This window comes from Nostoc spongiaeforme FACHB-130 (assembly GCF_014698475.1).
GTDB lineage: Bacteria > Cyanobacteriota > Cyanobacteriia > Cyanobacteriales > Nostocaceae > Nostoc_B > Nostoc_B spongiaeforme.
On sequence record NZ_JACJTB010000027.1, the window covers coordinates 24,176 to 45,264 of the forward strand.

A 21,089-nucleotide genomic window follows, 5' to 3' on the forward strand; every position below is an offset into this window, starting at 1 on the left:
GTCTGTTCGCGTAGCGTGCGCCTTAGCGCAGGGCTATTTGCCGAAAGTGGATGCACCTGTGTGTTATGGCTAATCTTCACACTCTTAAGTTCTGAAATCCTTGCAGAGCCGTAACACAACCTACTTAAATAGCCTCTGAATATCATAGGTAGCGGAATATAAAATCTATCTCCCTTGTCTCCCTTGTCCCCAGAAGATGGGATATTTTTTATTCCTAGCCTCTAGCCTCTTCATCAAGGTTGTTTACTAAAGCTTCTATGGTATCAGCATCATTTGGTAAGGCGGCTGTTAAAATTTCACTGCCATCGGCGGTAACTAAAACATCATCTTCGATGCGGATACCCCGGACATCAGAAAATTTTTCTAAACGCTCCCAATTGATGATGTTTTGATATTTAGTGCGATTTTGGGAATCATTTAAAATTGCGGGGACTTGATAAAATCCTGGTTCAATTGTGACTAACATTCCCGGACGTAGGGGACGATTAAGACGCAGGTAACTTAAGCCAAAGCGATCGCTCCTGGTTCTATCATCTTCATATCCCGCTAAATCTCCCAAGTCTTCCATATCATGCACATCTAAACCGAGTAAATGCCCAATTCCATGCGGGAAAAACAAGGCATGGGCATCTAATTCGACTAAATCTTGGGGGTTGCCTTGTAAAATGCCTAAATCAACTAACCCTTCAGCAATCACCGTTGCGGCTAATAAATGAATATCTCGATACTCTACGCCAGGGCGAATTTTGGCAATGCAAGCATCATGAGCTGCTAAGACAACATTATATATATCTCGTTGCGTGGCGGAAAATTTACCAGACACAGGCCAAGTTCTAGTAATATCAGCCGCCCAACCCATTTCGGTTTCTGCACCCACATCAGCCAAAAGTAAATCACCTGGTTGCAGTGGGTGATGATATGCCTCATTATGCAAAACTTCACCGTGAACGGTCACAATACTGTTGTAAGAAGTGGTCATATTTTGGGCAATAATTACCCCTTCCATTGCCGCCCGGACTTCTGCTTCTTGTTTTGCTTTAGGGGTGGCTACCATACCTGCTTTGTGTGCAGCCACACTGACAGTTGCAGCTTTACGTAATTCAGCTAAGGCTTCCTCATCGTGAGTAAGGCGTAAACTGACAATTGCTTTGGCTAACTCTAAATCCAATCCCTCCAAATCATAAGGTGAAGAAATTTCTCTATGTAGAATTTGGGACTGTACAAGGCTGGTGCGATAATTCTGCACAGGAATTGAGGCTGCACCATGACCACGATGTTTCAACTCAGATAAGGTTCTCGCCGTATCTGCACCAATTTTGGCGGCAATTTCTTCGCGTTTGGGTGTTTCGCCATGCCATAAGGCGCTACCGGGTTCGGGATCATCAATGAATAACTCTAGTTTGCCTGCTTCTAGACGAATGGCAGCGTTGTGTAGAGGTAAGCCAGCAAAATACAAGAAATGGCTACTGGCGCGGAATGGATAGGTATTCGCTCGAAAGTTGCGGGGGCTGCTGCTACCTGACCAGAGAATTACCGGGAAATCAATTAATTGAGCTAGTTTTTGCCGTCTGTGGCGTAAAGTATCGCTTAGGGTGTGGGAGATATGGTGAATTTGCATAATTTCAAACGCAAAGTGACGTAGAGAAGTTGCGTAAATCTTTAATGTACTCTCGTAGATATATATTGCTTTCATATTCTAGAGTAAGTTCATGGGACAAATCATTACTCAGGTTGATGCTTTTACCGATAAACCTTTTGCGGGAAATCCTGCGGCTGTTTGTGTTTTGCCTGCACCAAAAGACACTGACTGGATGCAGCAGGTAGCACAGGAAATGAATTTGTCAGAAACGGCTTTTTTGGTGAAACAGGATGATGGCTTTAATCTGCGTTGGTTTACGCCAGCTGTAGAAGTGCCGCTTTGTGGTCATGCAACTTTAGCCAGCGCCCATGTGTTGTGGTCGCAAGGACATTTAGCTAGTGACGAGGTGGCGAGATTTCATACCAAAAGTGGGTTATTGATTGCCAAGCGCCAAAATGAATGGATTGAACTGAATTTTCCCGTTAATCACTCACAAGTAACTAATGCACCACCGGAACTCGGTACAGCTTTAGGTGTAAATTATCAAGCCGTTTACCAAAATTCTCTCGGTTATCTCGTAGAAGTAGCTTCAGAAGATGTAGTACGGCAAATGCAGCCGAATTTTCAACTTTTGAAAACTTTCCCTGTAGATGGTGTGGTTGTCACGAGCAAAGCTCATCCAGGCTCAGAATATGATTTTTTGTCTCGGTTTTTTGCCCCAGCTTTGGGCATTGATGAAGACCCAGTTACGGGAGCCGCTCATTGCTGTTTAGCCCCCTTTTGGCGCGATCGCTTGGGTAAAAATACATTCTTGGCTTATCAAGCATCCCAGCGCGGTGGTGTAGTTAAATTGTATTATGACGGCGGCGATCGCGTCCTCCTTTCTGGTCAAGCAGTTACTATCCTACAAGGAGAACTTTTGAGTTAATGACCATAAAAAGTAACATTTAGCGACAAGTTTGTAGTGATTTACACTTAAAAATTGTATAATGCTAGTTCTAGTATCATCTAGCACGTAACTTTTAACTTAGTTAATGCAAATTTAAAGAAATATGAGTAAGTATATATGTGTAAATACCTGTTGAAAAGGTATCCAGAAATAAGAGTCATAGAATCAGAGTCAATTATTTAGAGGTTTTCTACACAACTGATTGAGCAAACTCTAATCTTTTCTGATTTCTTGTTGGCTGACTCCTGAATTCTATTTTGTAAAATTTGGCTTTTTTGGCTTATCAAGAGTAGTTTGTAACCAAATCAAACTTACACACAAAGTTAATCGGTTGAGACTGGTATTTTTGGGATGTCGGAGTGTGATGATTGTTCACCTAAACACGCTCCTAATACCCTTGCTAAACCATTAATTTGTGATTTCATACCATTTCACGAAAAAATGATACAAATTCATGGGTTTTTTATTCTTTACCCTTGCCCCCTGCTCCCTGCTCCCCTGCGGTCTATTTGTATCAAACTTAAAGTGAAACGGTATCACTGTGTAAGTCAAACTTAACTATTTATCCCAGTAATTTTTAAATATGGATTACACTCAACAACTCATTCATTTAACAGAAATATCAGCCGCCGATTTTCCCGCAGGTAGAGATTTTAAATATAAATGTCGTGTACAAATTCTCTCGGAGCAAGGACAAGAAATATTATCCAAAGATTTGTTTTCGCGGATGCAGCCAAGCTGGTTAGTGAATTTCACTAATTATAAAGACTGCGCGATCGCTCTTACGTTGTGTTACCGTCAAGGCGATATGACCCAACCTTGGCAAGATGCTGGGACAGTTACCTTTGCGGCGCAGGATTTTCTGCATGGACACAACTCCATTGAACTAGAATTTCCGATTACTACCTGGAGTCTCGCACCCCACTTAACCCTCAAAGCCAGAATCACCCAGACTGTTGGTGAAGCAGGTAGCAACACAATCAAACTGTTAGCTAATCAGCCAATTCATTCACGTTTTCAACTCAAACCAACCGCAACCATCGACAAAGAAGTTGAAATTCCTGAACCTCTTCCCCTGACAACCCAAGAAGAAGTAATTGTCAAAGATGTCTGGAATAAACTGCGGGCTTGGAAAGAACTGCAAATGGAAAAGTTCTTGAAGCGGCTGTTGTTAGAAGAACCAGAATTAGAACATATTTTTGGGGAAGCGATCGACAGTATGACAGATTACTTTTATGAGTTATTTGACTACTGTATTCACCAACTCCAGCCATACACCCAAAATATCATTTCCGAACCCCTGACAGGTGTACCTTACGAAACAGGCGATGACTTTGATACCGTCGAAGATTATGGGGCTTTGTTTGCGGATATTGGGATGCGTCCCCACCACTGGGTAAAAGCTCGACAAGTGTGGATGTGGATGTTACCTTCAATTCCTTACCTAGAAGAATATGACCGCCAAGATTTAGCGAAAGGTGTTAACTCGGCGCTGTACAAATTTTTCAATAGTAATATTATTGTGCCGATGGTAGAGGCAGTGCGTTACTACGAAGATGCCTTACCACCAGAATTACTCAAGGAAATGGCAGATACTTGGCAGGTATTTAGCCAAAACAAACAAGAAATGGGGATGGTATTTTATCAAAATTTATTTGAAAAATATCCCTTTGTGTTGCCAATTTTCGGCAGAGCCGATATTGATTATCTCTCACTGCACCTGTTCCAATCTTTAGACTTTCTCATGCGTTGCTTGCGGAGTGAAAGCACGGATGAACTGTTGCTAGAACTACGATTATTAGGACAAATTCACGGCAGTGTCGGCGTGCCATCTTGTGCTTATTCTGCCATTTCTGACACGATGTTTGTCTTGTTTGAAAAATATGTGCCGAATTTTACTCCAGAATTACGAAGGGCATGGCAGACATTGTTTAATCGCGTCACCAATGTGATGAAATTGCCCAAGCTGAATGAAGAGCGGTTACTGAAAAAAGCCAAGCAATTCCTCCAAGTAATTGCTAGTGAACAAGGTTGGGAACCAGAACATCAAGCGCGACGTTGGGCAGAAATTCAAGCCGAAATCAAAGCTACCCGTACTTATAATCATACCTACGAAGAATTAGCTTATGGCGCACAGTTAGCTTGGCGGAATGCGTCTAAATGTATTGGTCGGATTCAGTGGAATAACATGGTGGTGCGTGATTGTCGCCATGTGACCGAACCTGATGAAATGTTCAAAGAATTAGTCGAACATTTGCGCTTAGGAACCAATGGCGGTAATGTTCAAGTGATTATGACCGCATTTCGTCCCAAACTCCCCAAAGAACGCTGGGGGCCGCGGCTGTGGAATTCGCAATTATTACGTTACGCCGCCTACGAACAACCAGATGGTAGTGTGATGGGCGATCGCGCTAACTTAGATTTAACCAACACCATCATAAAATTAGGTTGGCAACCCCCCGAACCGCGCACACCCTACGATATTTTACCGATAGTCATTGAAGTGCCGGGAATGGAGCCGAAGCTGTATGAGTTCCCCAAAGAAGAAATTTTAGAAATCGATATTGAACACCCCACCATTGCTGAGTTCAAATCCTTGGGTTTGCGTTGGTATGCAATTCCCGCCATCAGTAATTTCCGCATGGATATCGGTGGTATTAGTTACGCTTGTGTACCCTTTAATGGCTGGTATATGGGTACAGAACTGATGCGTGACTTCTTAGAAGAAGGGCGTTATAACAAACTCGAAGACATCGCCCAAATCCTGAAATTAGATACCAGTTCTGAGCATACCTTATGGCGCGATCGCGTCGCCTTAGAATTAAATATCGCCATCCTGCATTCTTTCCAAAAAGCTAAGGTGACAATGGTAGACCACCAATCTGCCTCACGCCAATACCTCACCCATGATTTACGCGAAAAGAAAGCAGGTAGAGAATGTCCATCGGAATGGGGTTGGGTGCTGCCCCCTGCAGGCGGGAGTGTTTGTCCGGTATGGCATCACCAAACACGGGACTTTTATTTAGAACCAGCTTATCACCACGCTGCCGATCGCTGGGCAGTGGAAGATGGCATTGACTTAGAAAAATTCACCACATCTCTGGAAGAAGACGACAGCAAAGAAGACCGGATTTTGATTTTGTATGCCTCAGAAACCGGCACCGCTGAAGGTTTTGCCCGGACAGCCGCAAGACAATTAAATCGTTACCGTCCCAAGGTGATGGCGCTGGATGAATACGACAAAACTCATTTAAGTTCCGAAAAACTGGTGTTGATTGTCACTTCCACCTTTGGCAACGGGGAAATGCCAGCAAACGGTAAACAATTCTTACACTGGTTGAGAAAGCAACCCCCCGGTTCATTGATGAGTTTAAATTATTCCGTCTTGGGACTGGGTAGCACGGTTTATGAACAGTTTTGTGCGGCGGGAATTGCTGTGGATAAAGCCTTGGCGCGTTCCGGTGCTAACTGTATTGTGCCTCTGCATAAAGCCGACGAAATCAAAGGCCAAGCTGATACCTTCAAACAATGGCTGAGATTAATTAGCCGCGTCTTGGGTGAAGATGCAACTGCGGCTGATGGGACGACCGTCAACGCACCCCAATTACAGGTAAAATTCTTAACTAGTAACGCCGCAGAAAACTTGGCTGTGGCAGAAAGTAGCGAACGGGGGATAGAAGTACCTGTAATTGCTAATCAAGAACTGCTGCAAGAAGTTATTCCCGGAAGCCGTTCCACTCGATTTATTAGTTTTGATATTGCTAACACTCACCTGAAATATGAAACAGGTGATCATGTGGCAGTATATCCCAATAATCCCCCAGAATTAGTACAGCGAATTTGCGATCGCTTGAATTTGACACCCGACACCTACTTTAGTGCGAGTTACGTCACCACCGATGGTCAGGAAACCGAAGATCAACCACCCATTGCCGTACCCACAACCGTTGGTCATGTCTTATCAGAAGAACTAGATTTAGCTGTGCGGGAACCATTCAACGATTTATTGGCATATTTACATTCCGCCACCTCAAACCACACAGAAAAACAACGCCTGGAAACTTGGTTAGAAATTCTCCGCCAAGGTGAAGACCATCCCGACAGCATTGCGCTCACCAAAAACATCACCGACAATTACATGAGCGTGGCTGATTTATTCGATGAATTTCCCGGCGCGAACATTACCCTCGCCGCCTTACTGGAATTGTTACCAAAACAAAAACCACGTCTATACTCCATTTCCTCCTGTCCGTTATTGCATCCCCAACAAATTCAAATCACCGTCGGGGTGTTGCAAATTAAAACCGATGCAGGCAAAGTCCGTCAGGGACTATGTTCTAATTACCTCGCTGGACTGCAACCAGGAACCAAAGTACGAATTGATGTGCGTACCTCCAGTTTCCGTCCACCCAGTGACCCAGAAGCGATGATGTTGATGGTTGGGCCAGGTACAGGAGTTTCACCTTTAATTGGCTTCTTACAATACAGAGAAGCCTTGGCGCGGCAAGGAAAAACCCTAGCTGATGCAACTTTATACTTTGGTTGTCGCAATCACCAGGACTTTCTTTATCAAGAGCAATTGCAGACATGGTATAGTCAGGGCGTGCTGTCGGAATTAAACGTGGCATTTTCTCGCCAGGGCGATGAGAAAGTCTACGTCCAAAATTTGATGCAGCGCAAACCCAAAGAAATCTGGCAACTGCTGAGTCATCCAAAATGCCATTATTATGTGTGCGGTGATGCCAAAATGGCTGATGATGTTTATGAAGTCATGTTAGCGATCGCTAATGCTGAAGGTGGTTTATCACTGTTAGAAGCTATCCAGTTCTTTGACAAAATGAAACAGGAAAAACGCTTCGTCTCTGATGTTTGGGGCGTAACTCTCAACTACAAACAAGCCATCAAACAAGTGCAGAAAGATAACTACTCCAAAGCCGAAAGATGGCTGAATCGAGTTAATCAATCAGCAGATGACTCTACACCAGTTCCAGAGATGGCGCAACCGTCGGTCGCCTATCATCTTTGAGACATCATGACTCGATGACTTGCTGTTGAAATTTTGTAAAAAATTAGTTAGATATTCAGATCCCCGAATTCTTAAAGAAGTCGGGGATCTTGTTCTTCACGAATTATTGAGATTTTATTTATTTTTGTGAGTCTATTTTTATTCTCTGGTAAAGTAAATTTTAGGAATTCATGCTCCAAAAAATGTTCTTGTTATTAAATTCTGACTTCTGACTTCTGAATTCTTTCCATTCTCATGAGTTATCTATTGACTGTTTTTTATTAATTGCCACAGTAATATATAGACGTTCCAAATAAAAACTGAGGCATGGAACAAACTTTATTTTTAGACTTTTTAGCCAGCTTACAAAAACTATTTGTAGGTTACATTCCTGCTGCTATTTTCGGCAGTTTCGTTGGATATTTTATTGGCATAAATGTTACAGTTTATCAGATTTTTAGAAGGATATTTCAGATACCACATAGCATTCCGCCTTTAGCCTTACTGCCAATTGCACTCATCTTGTTTCAAGATAGTGAACCTGCATCAGTAATGGTGATATTTCTTGCCACATTTTGGACAGTTATCATTAATGTGGCTATCGGTTTACAACATTTTCGCAGACAAAATAATAACTTTCGGGCTGCTATATTTCATGTATTTCATTCATTGAAAGTTGGTATTTGGGTAGCGTGGTTTACAGTTATAGCCATAGAAATGCTAATTGGCCCCAGAGGATTAGGTTTTATTCTCTGGGAAAGTTACAAAGCAGGTAATACTAATAGCATGATTCAGGTATTACTCTACATTGGTATTATCGGCACTTTATTAGATCAATTTTTAGATTTCATGGGTTCTCTACTAGCACAGATGATTTCTGAAAGTAAAAAATCTAGTTAAAATTTTATCTAGTACAATACGGCGTACAGCGTTTTCTGGGTGAGTACAGTACAAGTAGATAGAAACTAGAGGCTAGGATGCTTAAGGCTAGATGAATGCACCTCATTGGAATGAAAAACGCTGTAAATAAACAGACCAGAAGCAGTTGCTAAAAAGCTTGTGGTATCGTTATTATTTCTTTTGCCTTTTGCTTTTTTACTTTTACCTTTTTACTTTTGCCTTGTTGTACTAGGCTGACGAATTGCACTTTGCCAGTTAATAGTTTGCTTGGCGGAACGTTCGCCTAATGAACGTGTTGCTGTCACTTCAATATCAACATTGGTACCAGGACTTAGGGCATTTTCTGGTATTTTTAACTTGCCTAACGCCAAAGTAAAACGATTATAGTCACGGGTGACAAATTCAGGCGGAACATCACCTGTATAAACAGTTTGATAGTCTGAGAAACCTCCATAGTTGTCTCGCGCCCGGAATTTCACACGAAATTTAGTTTGCAGAATATCAGATTTCGCTGCTAAATCGACAATTTTTAAGTTAAGGTTTTCTCCCGCACCTGTAAATTCAGCGACCGCTAACCGAGTTACATCTTGTTTGAGAATTGCGTGATTCACAGTATAAGTTGTCAAATTATTCTCACTTTGACTGTTAGCATCAACCCACAAATCTTCAGGAAAAGTCACTTCTACTTGTTTACTATCATTTAAAGTGACTATGACAGCTTGATTACTAAAACTTTGACTCGGTTGTTTTTCCTGCCAAACCAACTGAAACGACTCTTCTAAACGCTGGTCAAATTCGCGGTATTCATCAGCAATTATAGAACCAGGGGCAAGTAATGAAGCTGCACCTGTACGCAGATTCCATTTATTTTTTGAGAGTGGGAATTGTTTACCAGTTAATTCCGCAATTGATAAGTTGATGCTAGGAGTGTCAGCCGCTAAGGGTTCTTTACTATTCACAATACTCAACACTCCCAAGCGTCCGGTATTACCATCGCTACCGTCGCTACCGTTGCTTCCATTCCGCCCGTCGTAACATCTGTAACGCTTCTTGGTACATTTGTAATCAGAACTGCCAGGAGTCCCTTTGCAGGTTTCCACTTCCCAACTGCGCCTGCGACAATTGCAACCAGCAGTCCCATTACCACCACGTCCACCGCGTCCGCCTTCCCCTGGGGTCGCACGCACAAGAATTTTGCGTAAGTCGGCTAAATTTGTGTAATAAGCCGTGACAGAACCGCCATTTCCGCCATTTCCGCCTTTACCACCATCGCCACCAGCACCGCCATTGGCTGCGTGAATATCATGATTTTTGTTCTCTGGTTGATAACCGCAGTCAGGGCGATAACCATATCCGCCATCTTCGCCATCCTCACCATCTTGACCAGATAAATCGAGGTTGACTGCTGAACCATCGACAAAAATAGTTTGATTTTGACCGTCGCGGCCATCTCTGCCCGATCGCCCACTTGTCCCCTTACTCCCATTTCTGCCATAATCTCGATCAGCGATGTAGTTGTTACTAGCGATCGCTGGACATAATACCGAACCAGATGCAGGTAACAAGCTAGTAACTAAGCAAAATGTCAGTAAAAGTGGCAGTTTACCCCTAAGACTGTTGGACATCGAGTCAAACCTAAACTTTAGTAATATTTACTGAATATGACGTTGCATGACAGGAATTTGCTCCTCATCCTCGCCAATTATCGATTACTAAAGGGTATCCTAATGCTTGAATTTTTTGATAATGTTTAGTATTCCCTGTGACTAAAACTAAGTTATTTGCGATCGCTGTAGCAGCTATTAAGACATCAGCTAACCCGATTGGTTGTCCTGATGTTTCTAAATCCGCTTGAATCAAACCTGAAAGTTCTGCACAGCTTTGGTCTAAAGGCAAGATTTCTAGTTGAGATAAATCTGTTAAAAACTCTTGAATCCGGTCATTACGATTTATTCTCCTCCATCCCTTGATAATTTCGGAAACAGTAATAACAGAAATTGTGTACTGTTGCCATATACCTATGTAACCAATGGCTTTAGCATTTATTTTAGGATTTTTTAATTTGCGAATTTCTGATAAAATATCCGTATCAATTAAAGATTTTCTCACACCTAATTTTAGTCTCTATAATTCCTGTGTTTTAAAATATCTGCAACCATTTCATCAACTAATTCTGCTTCATCACCCCATTTACCGATAAATGAATTATTAAGAATTTCTGGTTGTGTTAATTGATCAATCATTGCCTTGATTATGTCAGAAATTTCGCAATTATAGGTTTGTGCCAATTGGTTAATTTTTGCAAATGTTTCTTGATCAAGTTCGATTTCTAGTTTTTGCATAGGTGATTAAGAAGTTGGGAATTAACAGCTTATACTAATTATAAGTGAATGGATTTTGTTTACCGCCGCAACCATACCCAAAAACCACGACGAGAAACTACAGGTGTTTGTAATATATTTCACCAGCATTGCGATCGCCCAGTGCCTTTGATTCTCAGTTAATGATAAAATCCTACAATTCCTCGTTAGACAATAAAGGTTCAAAGGATTGGTAAGCTTCGTAATTGCGAAAATGGCGGGTATATAAATCAACACCATCTTCAGAAGAATCAAAGTCATCATCCAAAACCAAGTTAACATCTACCACTTGTTGCAAAGACCAAGTAATAGTTTCTCCATTTTCATTTTTATAGCTGACGCTTTCATTCTTCCCATACTCCACAGCCTTAGCTTTTGCTGCTTCTAAAGAAGTGGCTTTTATTAAAACAAAGCTTTCTTGATACAAAGGTTGATAATCAGGTTGGTCTGAAGATGATTTGTAGAGAATTATCGCTATGTAGAAGAATTCTTTTTTATTTATGCTTTCAGTTTTCATCAATAATTCTCCAAAGTTATTTTTTGAATCTGCCATCATTCAATAACTTCCAAGCTTTTTTACCAACAGCAGATTTGTTGTTCTTGATGTCTTCTAAATAAGATTTCAAAAACTCGCTGGGAAACTCACGCCTAATTGATGCTTTGCGGCACACACTAATAAAAGTATCAGCAAATAAGCTTAAGTTGTCGTTTGCTTCACAACTATCGCCTGGTCTAAATTGGCTGATTAGGAAGGATTGCTGAGATAAGCTTGCATAGTTGTCATTATAGGTTAAAGATTGGGAGTAAGCAGCAATAGGTTGTATCAACCATCCCATAGTTAATAGAAAAACCAGTGGTTTTGGTAGATATTTGTGCAGCATATAGTTAAGAAATAGCTAAGTTATCATTTTTTCATAAATAGCAAACTGTTTTACTACCGAAACCAAGAGTGAAGCCAATGCCACAACCGCCGCAACCACGCCCAAAAACCACGGTCATAAGATATCAGTTTTCATCTTCTAAACTGGGAACGCATTAAACGCCATAAAAGTAGCAGAATCAACCATACAAGGGCAAAGGGAAAGGCTATCAGCCCAAAAATAAAACACAAAATAAAACTGAAACCAACCACGTTGAGCGAATTTTATTAATGATTTTAGCCACTGAGGATAAGGCATAGCTTCAAAAGGAAGCTGAAGTTCTTGGAAAATCGACTCGGCTTGATGCCAGACTGCAAATGCTTCTCGAATTTTGCCACACCGATAATAAGCATTGCTCAAATTCATTAAGGATGTACCTACGCCATTGAGATCGCCTATATCCCGTTTAATTTCCAAAGACTGCTGGTGGAACTCAATCGCCCGTTGGTACTCTCCCAGGGAGTAGTAAGCATTGCCTAAACCGATTAAGGAACTACCAACACCATTACGATCGCCTATGTCCCTAGATATTTCCAAAGACTGCTGGTAGAACTCAATCGCCCGTTGGTACTCTCCCAGGGAGTAGTAAGCATTGCCTAAACCGATTAAGGAACTACCAACACCAAAGCGATCGCCTATATCCCGTTTAATTTCCAAAGACTGCTGGTGGAACTCAATCGCCCGTTGGTACTCTCCCAGGGAACAGTAAGCATTGCCTAAATTGCCCAAGGAACTACCAACGCCTGAGCGATCGCCTATCTCCCTTTTGATTTCCAAAGACTGCTGGTAGAACTCAATCGCCCGTTGGTTCTCTCCCAGGGAACCGTAAGCATTGCCTAAACCGATTAAGGAACTACCAACACCAAAGCGATCGCCTATCTCCCTGAATATTGCTAAAGACTGCTGGTGGAACTCTATCGCCCGTTGGTACTCTCCCAGGGAATAGTAAGCACTGCCTAAATTGTTTAAGGAATTACCAACACCATTGCGATCGCCTATCTCCCTGAATATTTCCAAAGACTGCTGGTGGAACTCTATCGCTCGTTGGTACTCTCCCAGGGAATAGTAAGCACTGCCTAAATTGTTTAAGGATCTACCAACACCAAAGCGATCGCCTATCTCCCTGAATATTTCCAAAGACTGCTGGTGGAACTCAATCGCCCGTTGGTTCTCTCCCAGGAAATTGTAAGCATTGCCTAAATTGCCCAAGGAATTACCAACGCCATTGCGATCGCCTATCTCCCTGAATATTTCCAAAGACTGCTGGAAGAACTCAATCGCCCGTTGGTACTCTCCCAGGGAACAGTAAGCAATGCCTAATGAAGTGAGAGAAGCTGTATATTTCCAATTTTCTCTATCCCCAATTTCTTGCCATTTACTTACCAACTGCTCATATAATTCCACTTGGTCGATGTAATAACCACGCAAGGTTAAAAATTCATCGCAAAATCTTAATACATCAAATGCTGAGTCATAATTTCCTAGCTGATACCAGTGATGAAAAACTTCTAAATATTCTTTGATATCATCTTTTGTCTGCCAAAGTTTCTGTTTAACATTCAAAAGATAGTAATTGATGGCTCGTTGATGTGCTTCTGTCTGTTCACCTGCTTTATACCGCACATACTCCCACACCACAGGCTGAAATCCAAATCGCCGCTTACCATTGAGTTGTTCTATCAACAAAGAACGCTTCACCAGATTCCGCAATTCTCCCTCAATCTCTGGTTCTGCATTTCCCGGTAACACTGCTACTGCTGCTGTACTATCAACCGCACCACGATACACACTAATATTCTGCAATAACGCCTTTTGTAATTCACTCAATCTTGCAAAACTAGCATCTAATACCAACACCATCCCCACATTTTCCCGGCGATGCACACCTACCACTTGGGGATCTGTCAACAACTGGCGCAAATTCCCTAAGCCTAAATCTGCTAATCTGCTTAAATCCGGGTCTTGTGAATATTCTGCTTTTAATAAGTCTGCTACTAATCTCAACAATAGGGGATGCCCATCTACTAATTCCACAAACTCGGCTAAATTCCCTTTAATGCCCAATGCTGTTAACAGTTCCACCCCTTCCTCTACTTGCAAACCTTTCAAGGGTAGCCACTCAAAGCCTTTTAATTCTGGTCTTTCTCTGGTGGTGACTAACACCTTACTATTACCACCAGATTCTATCCATGTTTGGAAAAACTCACCGTAAAATAAACTTCCCCACTGTCGATCAGGTTGTAATAAACTTTCCAGGTTGTCAATAATTAGTAGAAACTCCCCAGAACGCAGACACCTGATTAACGCTTCTACCAACTGCGCTTCTTGTTCTGGCACAGGAAAGCCAAATTGTGTTAATACTTCTCTGGCTAAATCGCTAAAACCTGCCCCATTACTAACATCAGCCCAAAACCGCTTGGGGAACCCAGCAATTTCAGCATAAATTTTAGCCGCCAGCATCGATTTACCTGTGCCACCGATGCCTTCTATGCCAATTAAACAGGTATTTTCATCAGCTAACCATTGCTGGATTTGGGCAATTTCGGTTTTTCGTCCTTGCCAATAAGCCAAATTTTTAGGGGAGTTACCCGCTTTGAGAACTCCCGGTGATTCAGCTTTGGTACTGCGTTCTAGCCACTCTACTATTTCTTGCTGTGCAGTACCATAAACAGCAATATAGTTAGTTACTTTGGGCTGTTGATATTTCTGCTGAAATCATAGTTTGGCTGATTAACATCACGTGCTGTATTTATCTGTATGCTTTCGTCGTAAGATTGAGCGTTGAGGCTAACAGAGGTATCATCAGATTTTGTTGCCTGCAAAATTTGGGCGATTTCCTCAGCCAGTGCGGTATCAGCATCCAAAATCTTTTTCAGTTGCACTCGCAAGCTTGCTTGTAAATCTTCATCATCTGGAGTTTGCGCTACATCCGCAGCAGCTTCTTTTGCGGCTTCTTTAGCTTCTACCTTGGGTTGTAGCTTCCCCCAAATAGCTTTAGCTTTATTCCAAACATCTTCACCAACTTTTTGTGATGCGCCTTCTGCAACTTTACCACCCACGTTGAGCAGAAATGGCAGACAGGGAACGAGAAATTTGACGATCAGTGCGATATCCATTTATATACGCAGGTAACTAAAGTTATTGATACAAGCTCATGTTAACGTAATTGTAATTTATTTTTGTTTTTTGACTCAAAATCTAAAATTGTGTACGCAAAATCTATTTCTGCGAATCCAAAAATAACAAATGCGTATGCAAAAATAACAAATGTGTACGCGAAATCTATTTCTGCGAATCCAAAAATAACAAATGCGTATGCAAAAATAACAAATGTGTACACGAAATCTATTTTTACGAATCCAAAAATAACAAATGTGTACGCGAAATCTATAGCGTTTCTCGGTTGGATGAGGTACATTTCAACCCCACCCGCAAGCAAAGTTACCGTGTACACACAAGTTGAAAATAGGCAGTATGAAACGCATCCCGCCTAGAACTAAAGTTCCAGGCTGATAGCAAAAGTCTACTGAAGTAGACTCAAATTAATTTTTTTTGAGTCATCTTCAGATGACTTGCGCTATGAGACTTGGAATTTATTCCAAGGCGGGACAGATGCACTCAACCGAGATTTGTGTGTACACCATAGCCGCAAGCGAGGAGGGTATAGTTTGCTTAAGCAAATGCGGGGTGGGGTTCCGACTGTATTACAAGCAAGTAAGAACCCCTATATTTCTGTGAGTCCAGAAATTAATTTTGCGTGCTTACTTATTACACCTTCTCCTTGGGCGGAGTAGCAATACCCTGTTTGAGTAAATTTGCTTCTAGTTCTTTGATGAATTGACAGTCTTTTTCTAACCAAGGTTGAGTTTCTGCACTGACTGATGGTTGCTTTTCTAAGAAACTAAATGCTTGGCGGAATTGCTGGGGAGTGGTGGTAATAGGCGCATCAAAATGACAAGAAATAATTTGGTAAAAATTCCATTTTGCAACTTTGTTAGCCCAGTCGATGACTTGTTGTGGTGCTTGGGGCAGAATAAGAGTTTGCAAAATGGGGGCGACAAATGGACGACCATTACGACTCAGGGCATAAAATGACTGTTGCCAATTTGCTTGCCAACGAAACGGATATAAACCGAAATATGCTTTTCTTGAATGGTCTGGTGCTTGTAAAGCTTCGCGGAAACTTTCACCGAGTCCTGTGATATCTAATGCGCTGGGACGGAAATAAATCGCAAATAAGGCAATACGCTGCCATCCTTGACGGCGGTTTGTGGGGTTATCTTCAATGGGTTGGAGGGCATTTTCTCTGGCGTGAAATAGCAAGGGGTATGGGTCTAGTTGCAAGATAGCCGGAGGATTTTCGGAGATAGAGATGATTGTATCGGTTAACAGTAGGGTGTGCGATCGCTTGTGAAACAAAGCCACTTCCCCAAATGAACCTCGTCCCAAGTTAATATCCAACACCTCATACTCAAAATCATCTGCAAATGGCGCAAGACTAGCGTCTTCGGGTAGTTCTTGAGTTCGTTGTTGGGGAAACCCTAACCAACTCAGTGGTAAGTTGAACGGAAAACTCCATTGATGAGGTGCAACAAACACCTGCGCTTGCGGAAAGTTTCTGGCAAAGGGGCCGACGAAAACCTTGTGTTCAAGACCAGAACTGGTTGGTAAAATAATGTACTTCACCTCACCATGTTTTGCTACCAATTCCTGCACCATCCGCATACATTCTTTAGTTGCTGCTACAGGTGCATAAACCAACAAACCACCACCTGTCAGCTTCACCACAGTCATCCGAATCGGCACAATAGTATAGAGAATGCCATGCACTTGGTCGAATGTCCAAATTGTATCTTTCACAATTTCTTGGCAAAGTGTCCGCCGTTGTTTGTAGGGATAAAAGGGAACAACAGGCCAAAACGGCCATGACCAATCTTTTGGGTTGTTGCTGAGATACATAGATGAATTGACCCAATCCTAATCTCTTGCCATGTCTTTATCCTAAAATAATCAGAGCAGGCGTAGCTGAACCTGGATTTCTCTCTTGTGAGAAATCCAGGGGTGTGGGAGGGGTGGGAAGTGTGGGAGGTGTGGGAGGTGTGGGAGGGGTGGGAGGATGGTGAACAAATCTTTCCCCACACTCCCCACACTCCCCTCTCTCCCCACACTCCCCTCTCTCCCCTCTCTCCCCACACCCGCTACCCATACGTGAGAAATTCGGGTATACCCATCTGTGGTTTATTTTGTTGAAAAATGGTGCTTTATTTGATGTTTTGATATCTGCCTAAAGCAATTAACGGGAAATATTGCTGATACATGTGATATTTGAGATAAAAATGACAGGGGAAGCCAGTACCAGTAAAGTCGGCTTCAAACCAAGTACCGTCTGATTTTTGCGTTTTCACTAGGTAATCAATTCCGCGTTCAATAATTTCCATTGCAAATTTACCAGTGGCTTCACCGGCGGCGATTAACCCAATTAACGCCCAGGCTGTTTGAGATGCAGTGCTGCGTCCTTGGCCTTTGAGGCTAGGATCGTTGTAAGTACGGCAAGTTTCACCCCAACCGCCATCGGAATTTTGACATTCGATTAACCAAGTTGCGCCTTTTTCGATTTGGCGTTGATACTTTTGCGGGTTAATTAATGCTAAAGCCGAGAGAACGCCGCTAGTACCATAGATGTAATTTACGCCCCAACGCCCAAACCAACAACCTTCGGTTTCTTGTTCGGCGAGGAGGTAAGATAGGGCGCGTTCGAGGTTATGGGAGTCAATAGATAAGTTACAAGCACCCAACATTTCGATGACTCTGGCGGTGACATCGGCGGTATTGGGGTCAATCATGGCTTTTAAGTCACCGTAGGGGATAGCATTCAGCCATTCTTGATCATTATCTAAGTCAAAAGCTGCCCAACCACCAGGACGACACTGCATAGATGCAACCCAATTTAAGGCGCGGGCGATCGCAGCTTGTTTTAAACTTTCATTAGGTAGTTTGGCTGCGTGTAAAGCCATGACCACTACGGCTGTATCATCTACATCAGGATAAAAGCGATTGTCAAATTCAAACGCCCAAGCACCTGGTTTACCTTGGCGATTTTTCACCACCCAATCACCATAATCCAGGATTTGCTTTTGCAGTAACCATTCTCCAGCTTTGACTATTGCTGGATGATCAGGTGCATAACCAGAATCAATCAACGCCCGCATTACCCAAGCTGTATCCCACACGGGTGATACACAAGGTTGAACGCAATAGTGATCGTCTGTTTCAATGCCAAAATTATCAATGGCTTGGAGTCCTCGTTCCACAATTGGGTCATTTGGGCTATAACCCAAACACTTCAAGGCCAGCATCGAATTTAACATCGCCGGGATAATCCCGCCCCAGTCGCCTGTGACTTCTTGGCGTTCTAAAATCCACTTTTCGGCGGCTTTAATTCCTTCTTGGCGGAAGGGAACTAGATTTAAGCTTTCGGCTAATTTAAATCCTTGATCCAAAGTTAAGAATAAATCAGTCCAATCACCTTGGCGGGGTAATTCATACTGGACTTGATTCACACCTTCGGCATATAACTCATCTAAGTTAATGGCTTGGTCAAATTGATAAACAGGTTTGCTGTCACACACAATCAACAGTGGTACAGTGCTAGAACGCGCCCAGCTAGACATTTCGTAAATATTCACGGGGAAAGCTGGCGGTAACAGCATAATCCAAGGCGGGAGAGAGGGGATACCGCGCCAGTCGTAACAGCCAATCAAGGCGAGGTGTAATTTGGTAAAGATGCGCGTTTTGCTGATTCCACCCCGTTGCAGAATAAATTCTCGCGCCCGTACTAAGGCCGGGTCTGTGGCGGGAACACCCAACAGCCGTAGCGCCATGTATGCTTCTACGGAAGTGCTGAGTTCACCACCATCATCATAAAACAGTTCCCAACCGCCATGCTGCCGTTGCTGAGAACGCAAGTAGGTTTCAATTTTATGTAATGGCCGAGTTTTGTCGGTTCCCCAAATTTTATGCAGCAGCACAACTTCCGCCGTAATGGTGACGTTCGATTCTAACTCCGCCCACCAGTAACCTGCGGGATATTGCATTGACAGCAGATATTTTTGGCTGGCTGCGATCGCATCTGCAACTTGATTGACTTGTACCCTGTCTTGTGTTTGCATTAAATCTCTCTCAAACTCAACACTCACTCAACATCCAGTTTGTTTCGGTCAATGTTTCAATCTCAGATCCCCCCAACCCCCCTTAAAAAGGGGGTCTTATTGCTCTTTCACCCCCTTAAAAAGGGGGTCGCCGCAGGCGGGGGGATCTTTACCGAACTATATGGACTCAACATCCAGTTTTCAACACGGCAATACGGAGAAAAAAATGTTTTCCCACAATCAGCAGACATAGTATTCTGTCTGAGATACTGAGAATTTGCAAGAGGTTATTGTGGCAATTGTACTAGGGTTGATGGTCTTATCCTTAATAATTTGGTTAGGATTACTGAGTTTGCGGGGACAGTTTTGGCGCTTAGACCAGCAATTAGAAGTCATCCAGCCGCAGCGAGAATCTTTACCGTCAGTGTGTGCGGTGATTCCAGCCCGGAATGAAGCGGATGTTTTGCCGATGAGTTTGCGATCGCTTTTACTGCAAGATTATGATGGCAATTTTAATATCTTCTTAGTAGACGATCGCAGTACTGATGGCACAGCCGCCTGTGCGGAAGGAGTCGCCCACGCTGTTGATAAACCCCAGCAATTGCAAATTATCTCTGGTGAACCTTTACCCTCTGGTTGGTCTGGTAAACTTTGGGCAGTGCAGCAAGGTGTCCAACAAGCTAAAGCACTCGTCCCAGAATATTTTTTACTTACCGATGCAGATATTGAACACGATGTCAATAATCTGCTACGACTTGTCACCAAAGCCGAACAAGAAAATTTAGATTTGGTTTCTGTGATGGTGCGGCTACGTTGTGATAGTCGGTGGGAAAAATTTTTAATTCCGGCGTTTGTCTTCTTCTTTCAAAAACTCTACCCTTTTCGCTGGGTCAATGATCCGAAAAATTCCACGGCGGCGGCGGCGGGTGGTAGCATTTTAATTCGCCGCACCGCTTTAGAAAGAATCGGTGGTATTGCCGCTATTCGTCAAGCTTTAATTGATGATTGTGCTTTAGCAAATGCGGTGAAATCCAGTCAAGGACGTATCTGGTTAGGATTAAGTAGTTTAACTCGCAGTTTACGCCCTTATGATTCCCTAGACACAATTTGGAATATGGTGGCGCGGACTGCCTATACACAATTAAATTACTCACCTATATTGTTATTCGGCACCGTAATTGCTATGACCTTGATTTACCTCTTACCACCTTTTGGCGTGGTGATTGGTGTAATTTTAGGCAATTGGATGATTGCAATTACAGGTTTAGCAACATGGTTATTAATGGCATTGGCTTACTTGCCAATTATCCGCTTTTATCAATGCTCACCATTATTAGCTTTGAGTTTACCTGCGATCGCCTTTCTCTACACTTTAATGACTATCGACTCAGCCATCCGCCATTGGCAAGGACGCGGCGGTGCTTGGAAAGGAAGAGTTTATCCTGGGTAAGAATTATTTCTCTAGCCTTCTGCCAACAACTCATCCAAGCTATCTGGAAATGTCCCTCTTTCAATCATTTTAGTAAACACTTGGTAGCAGTCATCTTTTGCTCCCTCCTTGCGTGGAAATCCTAACCACAAAATAACAATCGCTTTCAATTGTTCTGTATCAAACGCCCGAAAAAATAACCGATACCTTTCTGGTAAACCCATTTTTTTCACTCTTCCGTAGCGTTTTAATGCTCCTTTTAAGGCAAAATGACTTGCAAAAGGATCGGCTGGAATTTTAGTTTCAATTGCCACAGTAATTGCTGCAAATAACTTTACTGTTGCATGGGTTTTATATTCAGCCTCTGGTAATTGCTCTTGCAACCGGGAAACACGCTCAAATAATTCTTGATATTGAGCGCCAAATAACTGTGGGTGGTAGTAAACTTCCCAACCATTATTAATAAACTTCGCCATTTTCTAATGAATCATTGTCTAACTCTACACCCGCAATTAGTTTATGGGCAGCCTCCGACATTTGGTTTGTATAAGGTTGTAATGTGTTATTTTTCAATGCTTCTGTCATGGCAAAATCGAGAAACAGCCGCATTAATACTGAGTCCTCTTCTTCTTCACTTGACTCAGGCACAATTCGCAAAATTGCAGTATCTGGTGATAGTACCTCTATCCAACCATCTGCATTAGCAAACTGAGGATGTTCACGATAAAACTCTGCTGGTAGCCTAAATCCTGCGCTGTTACCAATTTTGGTACTCCGAATGCTGTAAGAGTTGCTCATA

The 21,089-nt window shown here is 42.5% G+C and carries 16 protein-coding genes; 4 read left to right on the top strand and 12 right to left on the bottom strand.

The features are described from left to right. Nucleotides 1-214: 214 nt before the first annotated feature. The gene (locus tag H6G74_RS18990; protein ID WP_190969153.1) at nucleotides 215-1,618 is read right to left on the bottom strand and encodes an aminopeptidase P family protein; all 1,404 of its coding nucleotides are present in this window, start codon (nucleotides 1,616-1,618) and stop codon (nucleotides 215-217) included. 91 nt (nucleotides 1,619-1,709) lie between these two features. Between H6G74_RS18990 and H6G74_RS18995 the strand changes: the two genes are divergently transcribed. From H6G74_RS18995 to H6G74_RS19005, 3 genes are all read left to right on the top strand, one after another. Continuing rightward, nucleotides 1,710-2,507 carry a PhzF family phenazine biosynthesis protein gene (locus H6G74_RS18995; RefSeq protein WP_190969154.1) on the top strand — a complete coding sequence of 266 codons (798 nt, stop codon included), beginning with the start codon at nucleotides 1,710-1,712 and terminating at the stop codon, nucleotides 2,505-2,507. 604 nt (nucleotides 2,508-3,111) lie between these two features. After that, nucleotides 3,112-7,554, top strand: a complete 4,443-nt coding sequence (locus H6G74_RS19000; RefSeq protein ID WP_190969155.1) for a nitric oxide synthase oxygenase — start codon at nucleotides 3,112-3,114, stop codon at nucleotides 7,552-7,554. 306 nt (nucleotides 7,555-7,860) lie between these two features. Next, nucleotides 7,861-8,433 carry an ABC transporter permease gene (locus H6G74_RS19005; protein ID WP_190969156.1) on the top strand — a complete coding sequence of 191 codons (573 nt, stop codon included), beginning with the start codon at nucleotides 7,861-7,863 and terminating at the stop codon, nucleotides 8,431-8,433. A gap of 209 nt (nucleotides 8,434-8,642) precedes the next feature. Here H6G74_RS19005 and H6G74_RS19010 read toward each other — a convergent pair whose 3' ends face one another. The 9 genes from H6G74_RS19010 to shc form a co-directional block, all read right to left on the bottom strand. Next, nucleotides 8,643-10,058, bottom strand: coding sequence for a collagen-like protein (locus H6G74_RS19010; protein ID WP_190969157.1), 1,416 nt, complete (start codon nucleotides 10,056-10,058; stop codon nucleotides 8,643-8,645). A 64-nt stretch (nucleotides 10,059-10,122) separates the two neighbouring features. Continuing rightward, a complete protein-coding gene (locus tag H6G74_RS19015) occupies nucleotides 10,123-10,542 on the bottom strand; it encodes a PIN domain-containing protein (protein WP_190969158.1) in 420 nt (139 codons plus the stop codon). An 8-nt stretch (nucleotides 10,543-10,550) separates the two neighbouring features. Beyond that, on the bottom strand, nucleotides 10,551-10,775 hold the full coding sequence (locus H6G74_RS19020; protein ID WP_190969159.1) for a hypothetical protein: 225 nt from the start codon (nucleotides 10,773-10,775) through the stop codon (nucleotides 10,551-10,553). A 172-nt stretch (nucleotides 10,776-10,947) separates the two neighbouring features. After that, nucleotides 10,948-11,310 carry a DUF4288 domain-containing protein gene (locus H6G74_RS19025; RefSeq protein WP_190969160.1) on the bottom strand — a complete coding sequence of 121 codons (363 nt, stop codon included), beginning with the start codon at nucleotides 11,308-11,310 and terminating at the stop codon, nucleotides 10,948-10,950. Nucleotides 11,311-11,326: 16 nt separating this feature from the next. After that, nucleotides 11,327-11,629 (bottom strand): hypothetical protein, encoded by a 303-nt coding sequence (locus H6G74_RS19030; protein WP_190969161.1) that lies wholly within the window; start codon nucleotides 11,627-11,629, stop codon nucleotides 11,327-11,329. Nucleotides 11,630-11,812: 183 nt separating this feature from the next. Continuing rightward, nucleotides 11,813-14,284, bottom strand: a complete 2,472-nt coding sequence (locus H6G74_RS19035) for a tetratricopeptide repeat protein (RefSeq protein ID WP_242051283.1) — start codon at nucleotides 14,282-14,284, stop codon at nucleotides 11,813-11,815. Nucleotides 14,285-14,397: 113 nt separating this feature from the next. Further along, nucleotides 14,398-14,829, bottom strand: a complete 432-nt coding sequence (locus H6G74_RS19040; RefSeq protein WP_190969162.1) for a hypothetical protein — start codon at nucleotides 14,827-14,829, stop codon at nucleotides 14,398-14,400. Nucleotides 14,830-15,481: 652 nt separating this feature from the next. Further along, nucleotides 15,482-16,672, bottom strand: coding sequence for a DUF4336 domain-containing protein (locus H6G74_RS19045; protein WP_190969163.1), 1,191 nt, complete (start codon nucleotides 16,670-16,672; stop codon nucleotides 15,482-15,484). Nucleotides 16,673-16,974: 302 nt separating this feature from the next. After that, nucleotides 16,975-18,882, bottom strand: coding sequence for a squalene--hopene cyclase (gene shc, locus H6G74_RS19050; protein WP_190969164.1), 1,908 nt, complete (start codon nucleotides 18,880-18,882; stop codon nucleotides 16,975-16,977). 268 nt (nucleotides 18,883-19,150) lie between these two features. Between shc and H6G74_RS19055 the strand changes: the two genes are divergently transcribed. After that, a complete protein-coding gene (locus tag H6G74_RS19055; protein WP_190969205.1) occupies nucleotides 19,151-20,311 on the top strand; it encodes a glycosyltransferase in 1,161 nt (386 codons plus the stop codon). Nucleotides 20,312-20,322: 11 nt separating this feature from the next. Here H6G74_RS19055 and H6G74_RS19060 read toward each other — a convergent pair whose 3' ends face one another. Together H6G74_RS19060 and H6G74_RS19065 are read right to left on the bottom strand one after the other, a co-directional pair. Beyond that, entirely contained in the window at nucleotides 20,323-20,766 is a 444-nt protein-coding gene (locus tag H6G74_RS19060; protein WP_190969165.1) for a type II toxin-antitoxin system YhaV family toxin, read from the bottom strand. Further along, the gene (locus H6G74_RS19065; protein WP_190969166.1) at nucleotides 20,750-21,088 is read right to left on the bottom strand and encodes a hypothetical protein; all 339 of its coding nucleotides are present in this window, start codon (nucleotides 21,086-21,088) and stop codon (nucleotides 20,750-20,752) included. The genes H6G74_RS19060 and H6G74_RS19065 overlap by 17 nt, the downstream gene beginning before the upstream one ends. Between the last annotated feature and the right edge of the window lies 1 nt (nucleotide 21,089).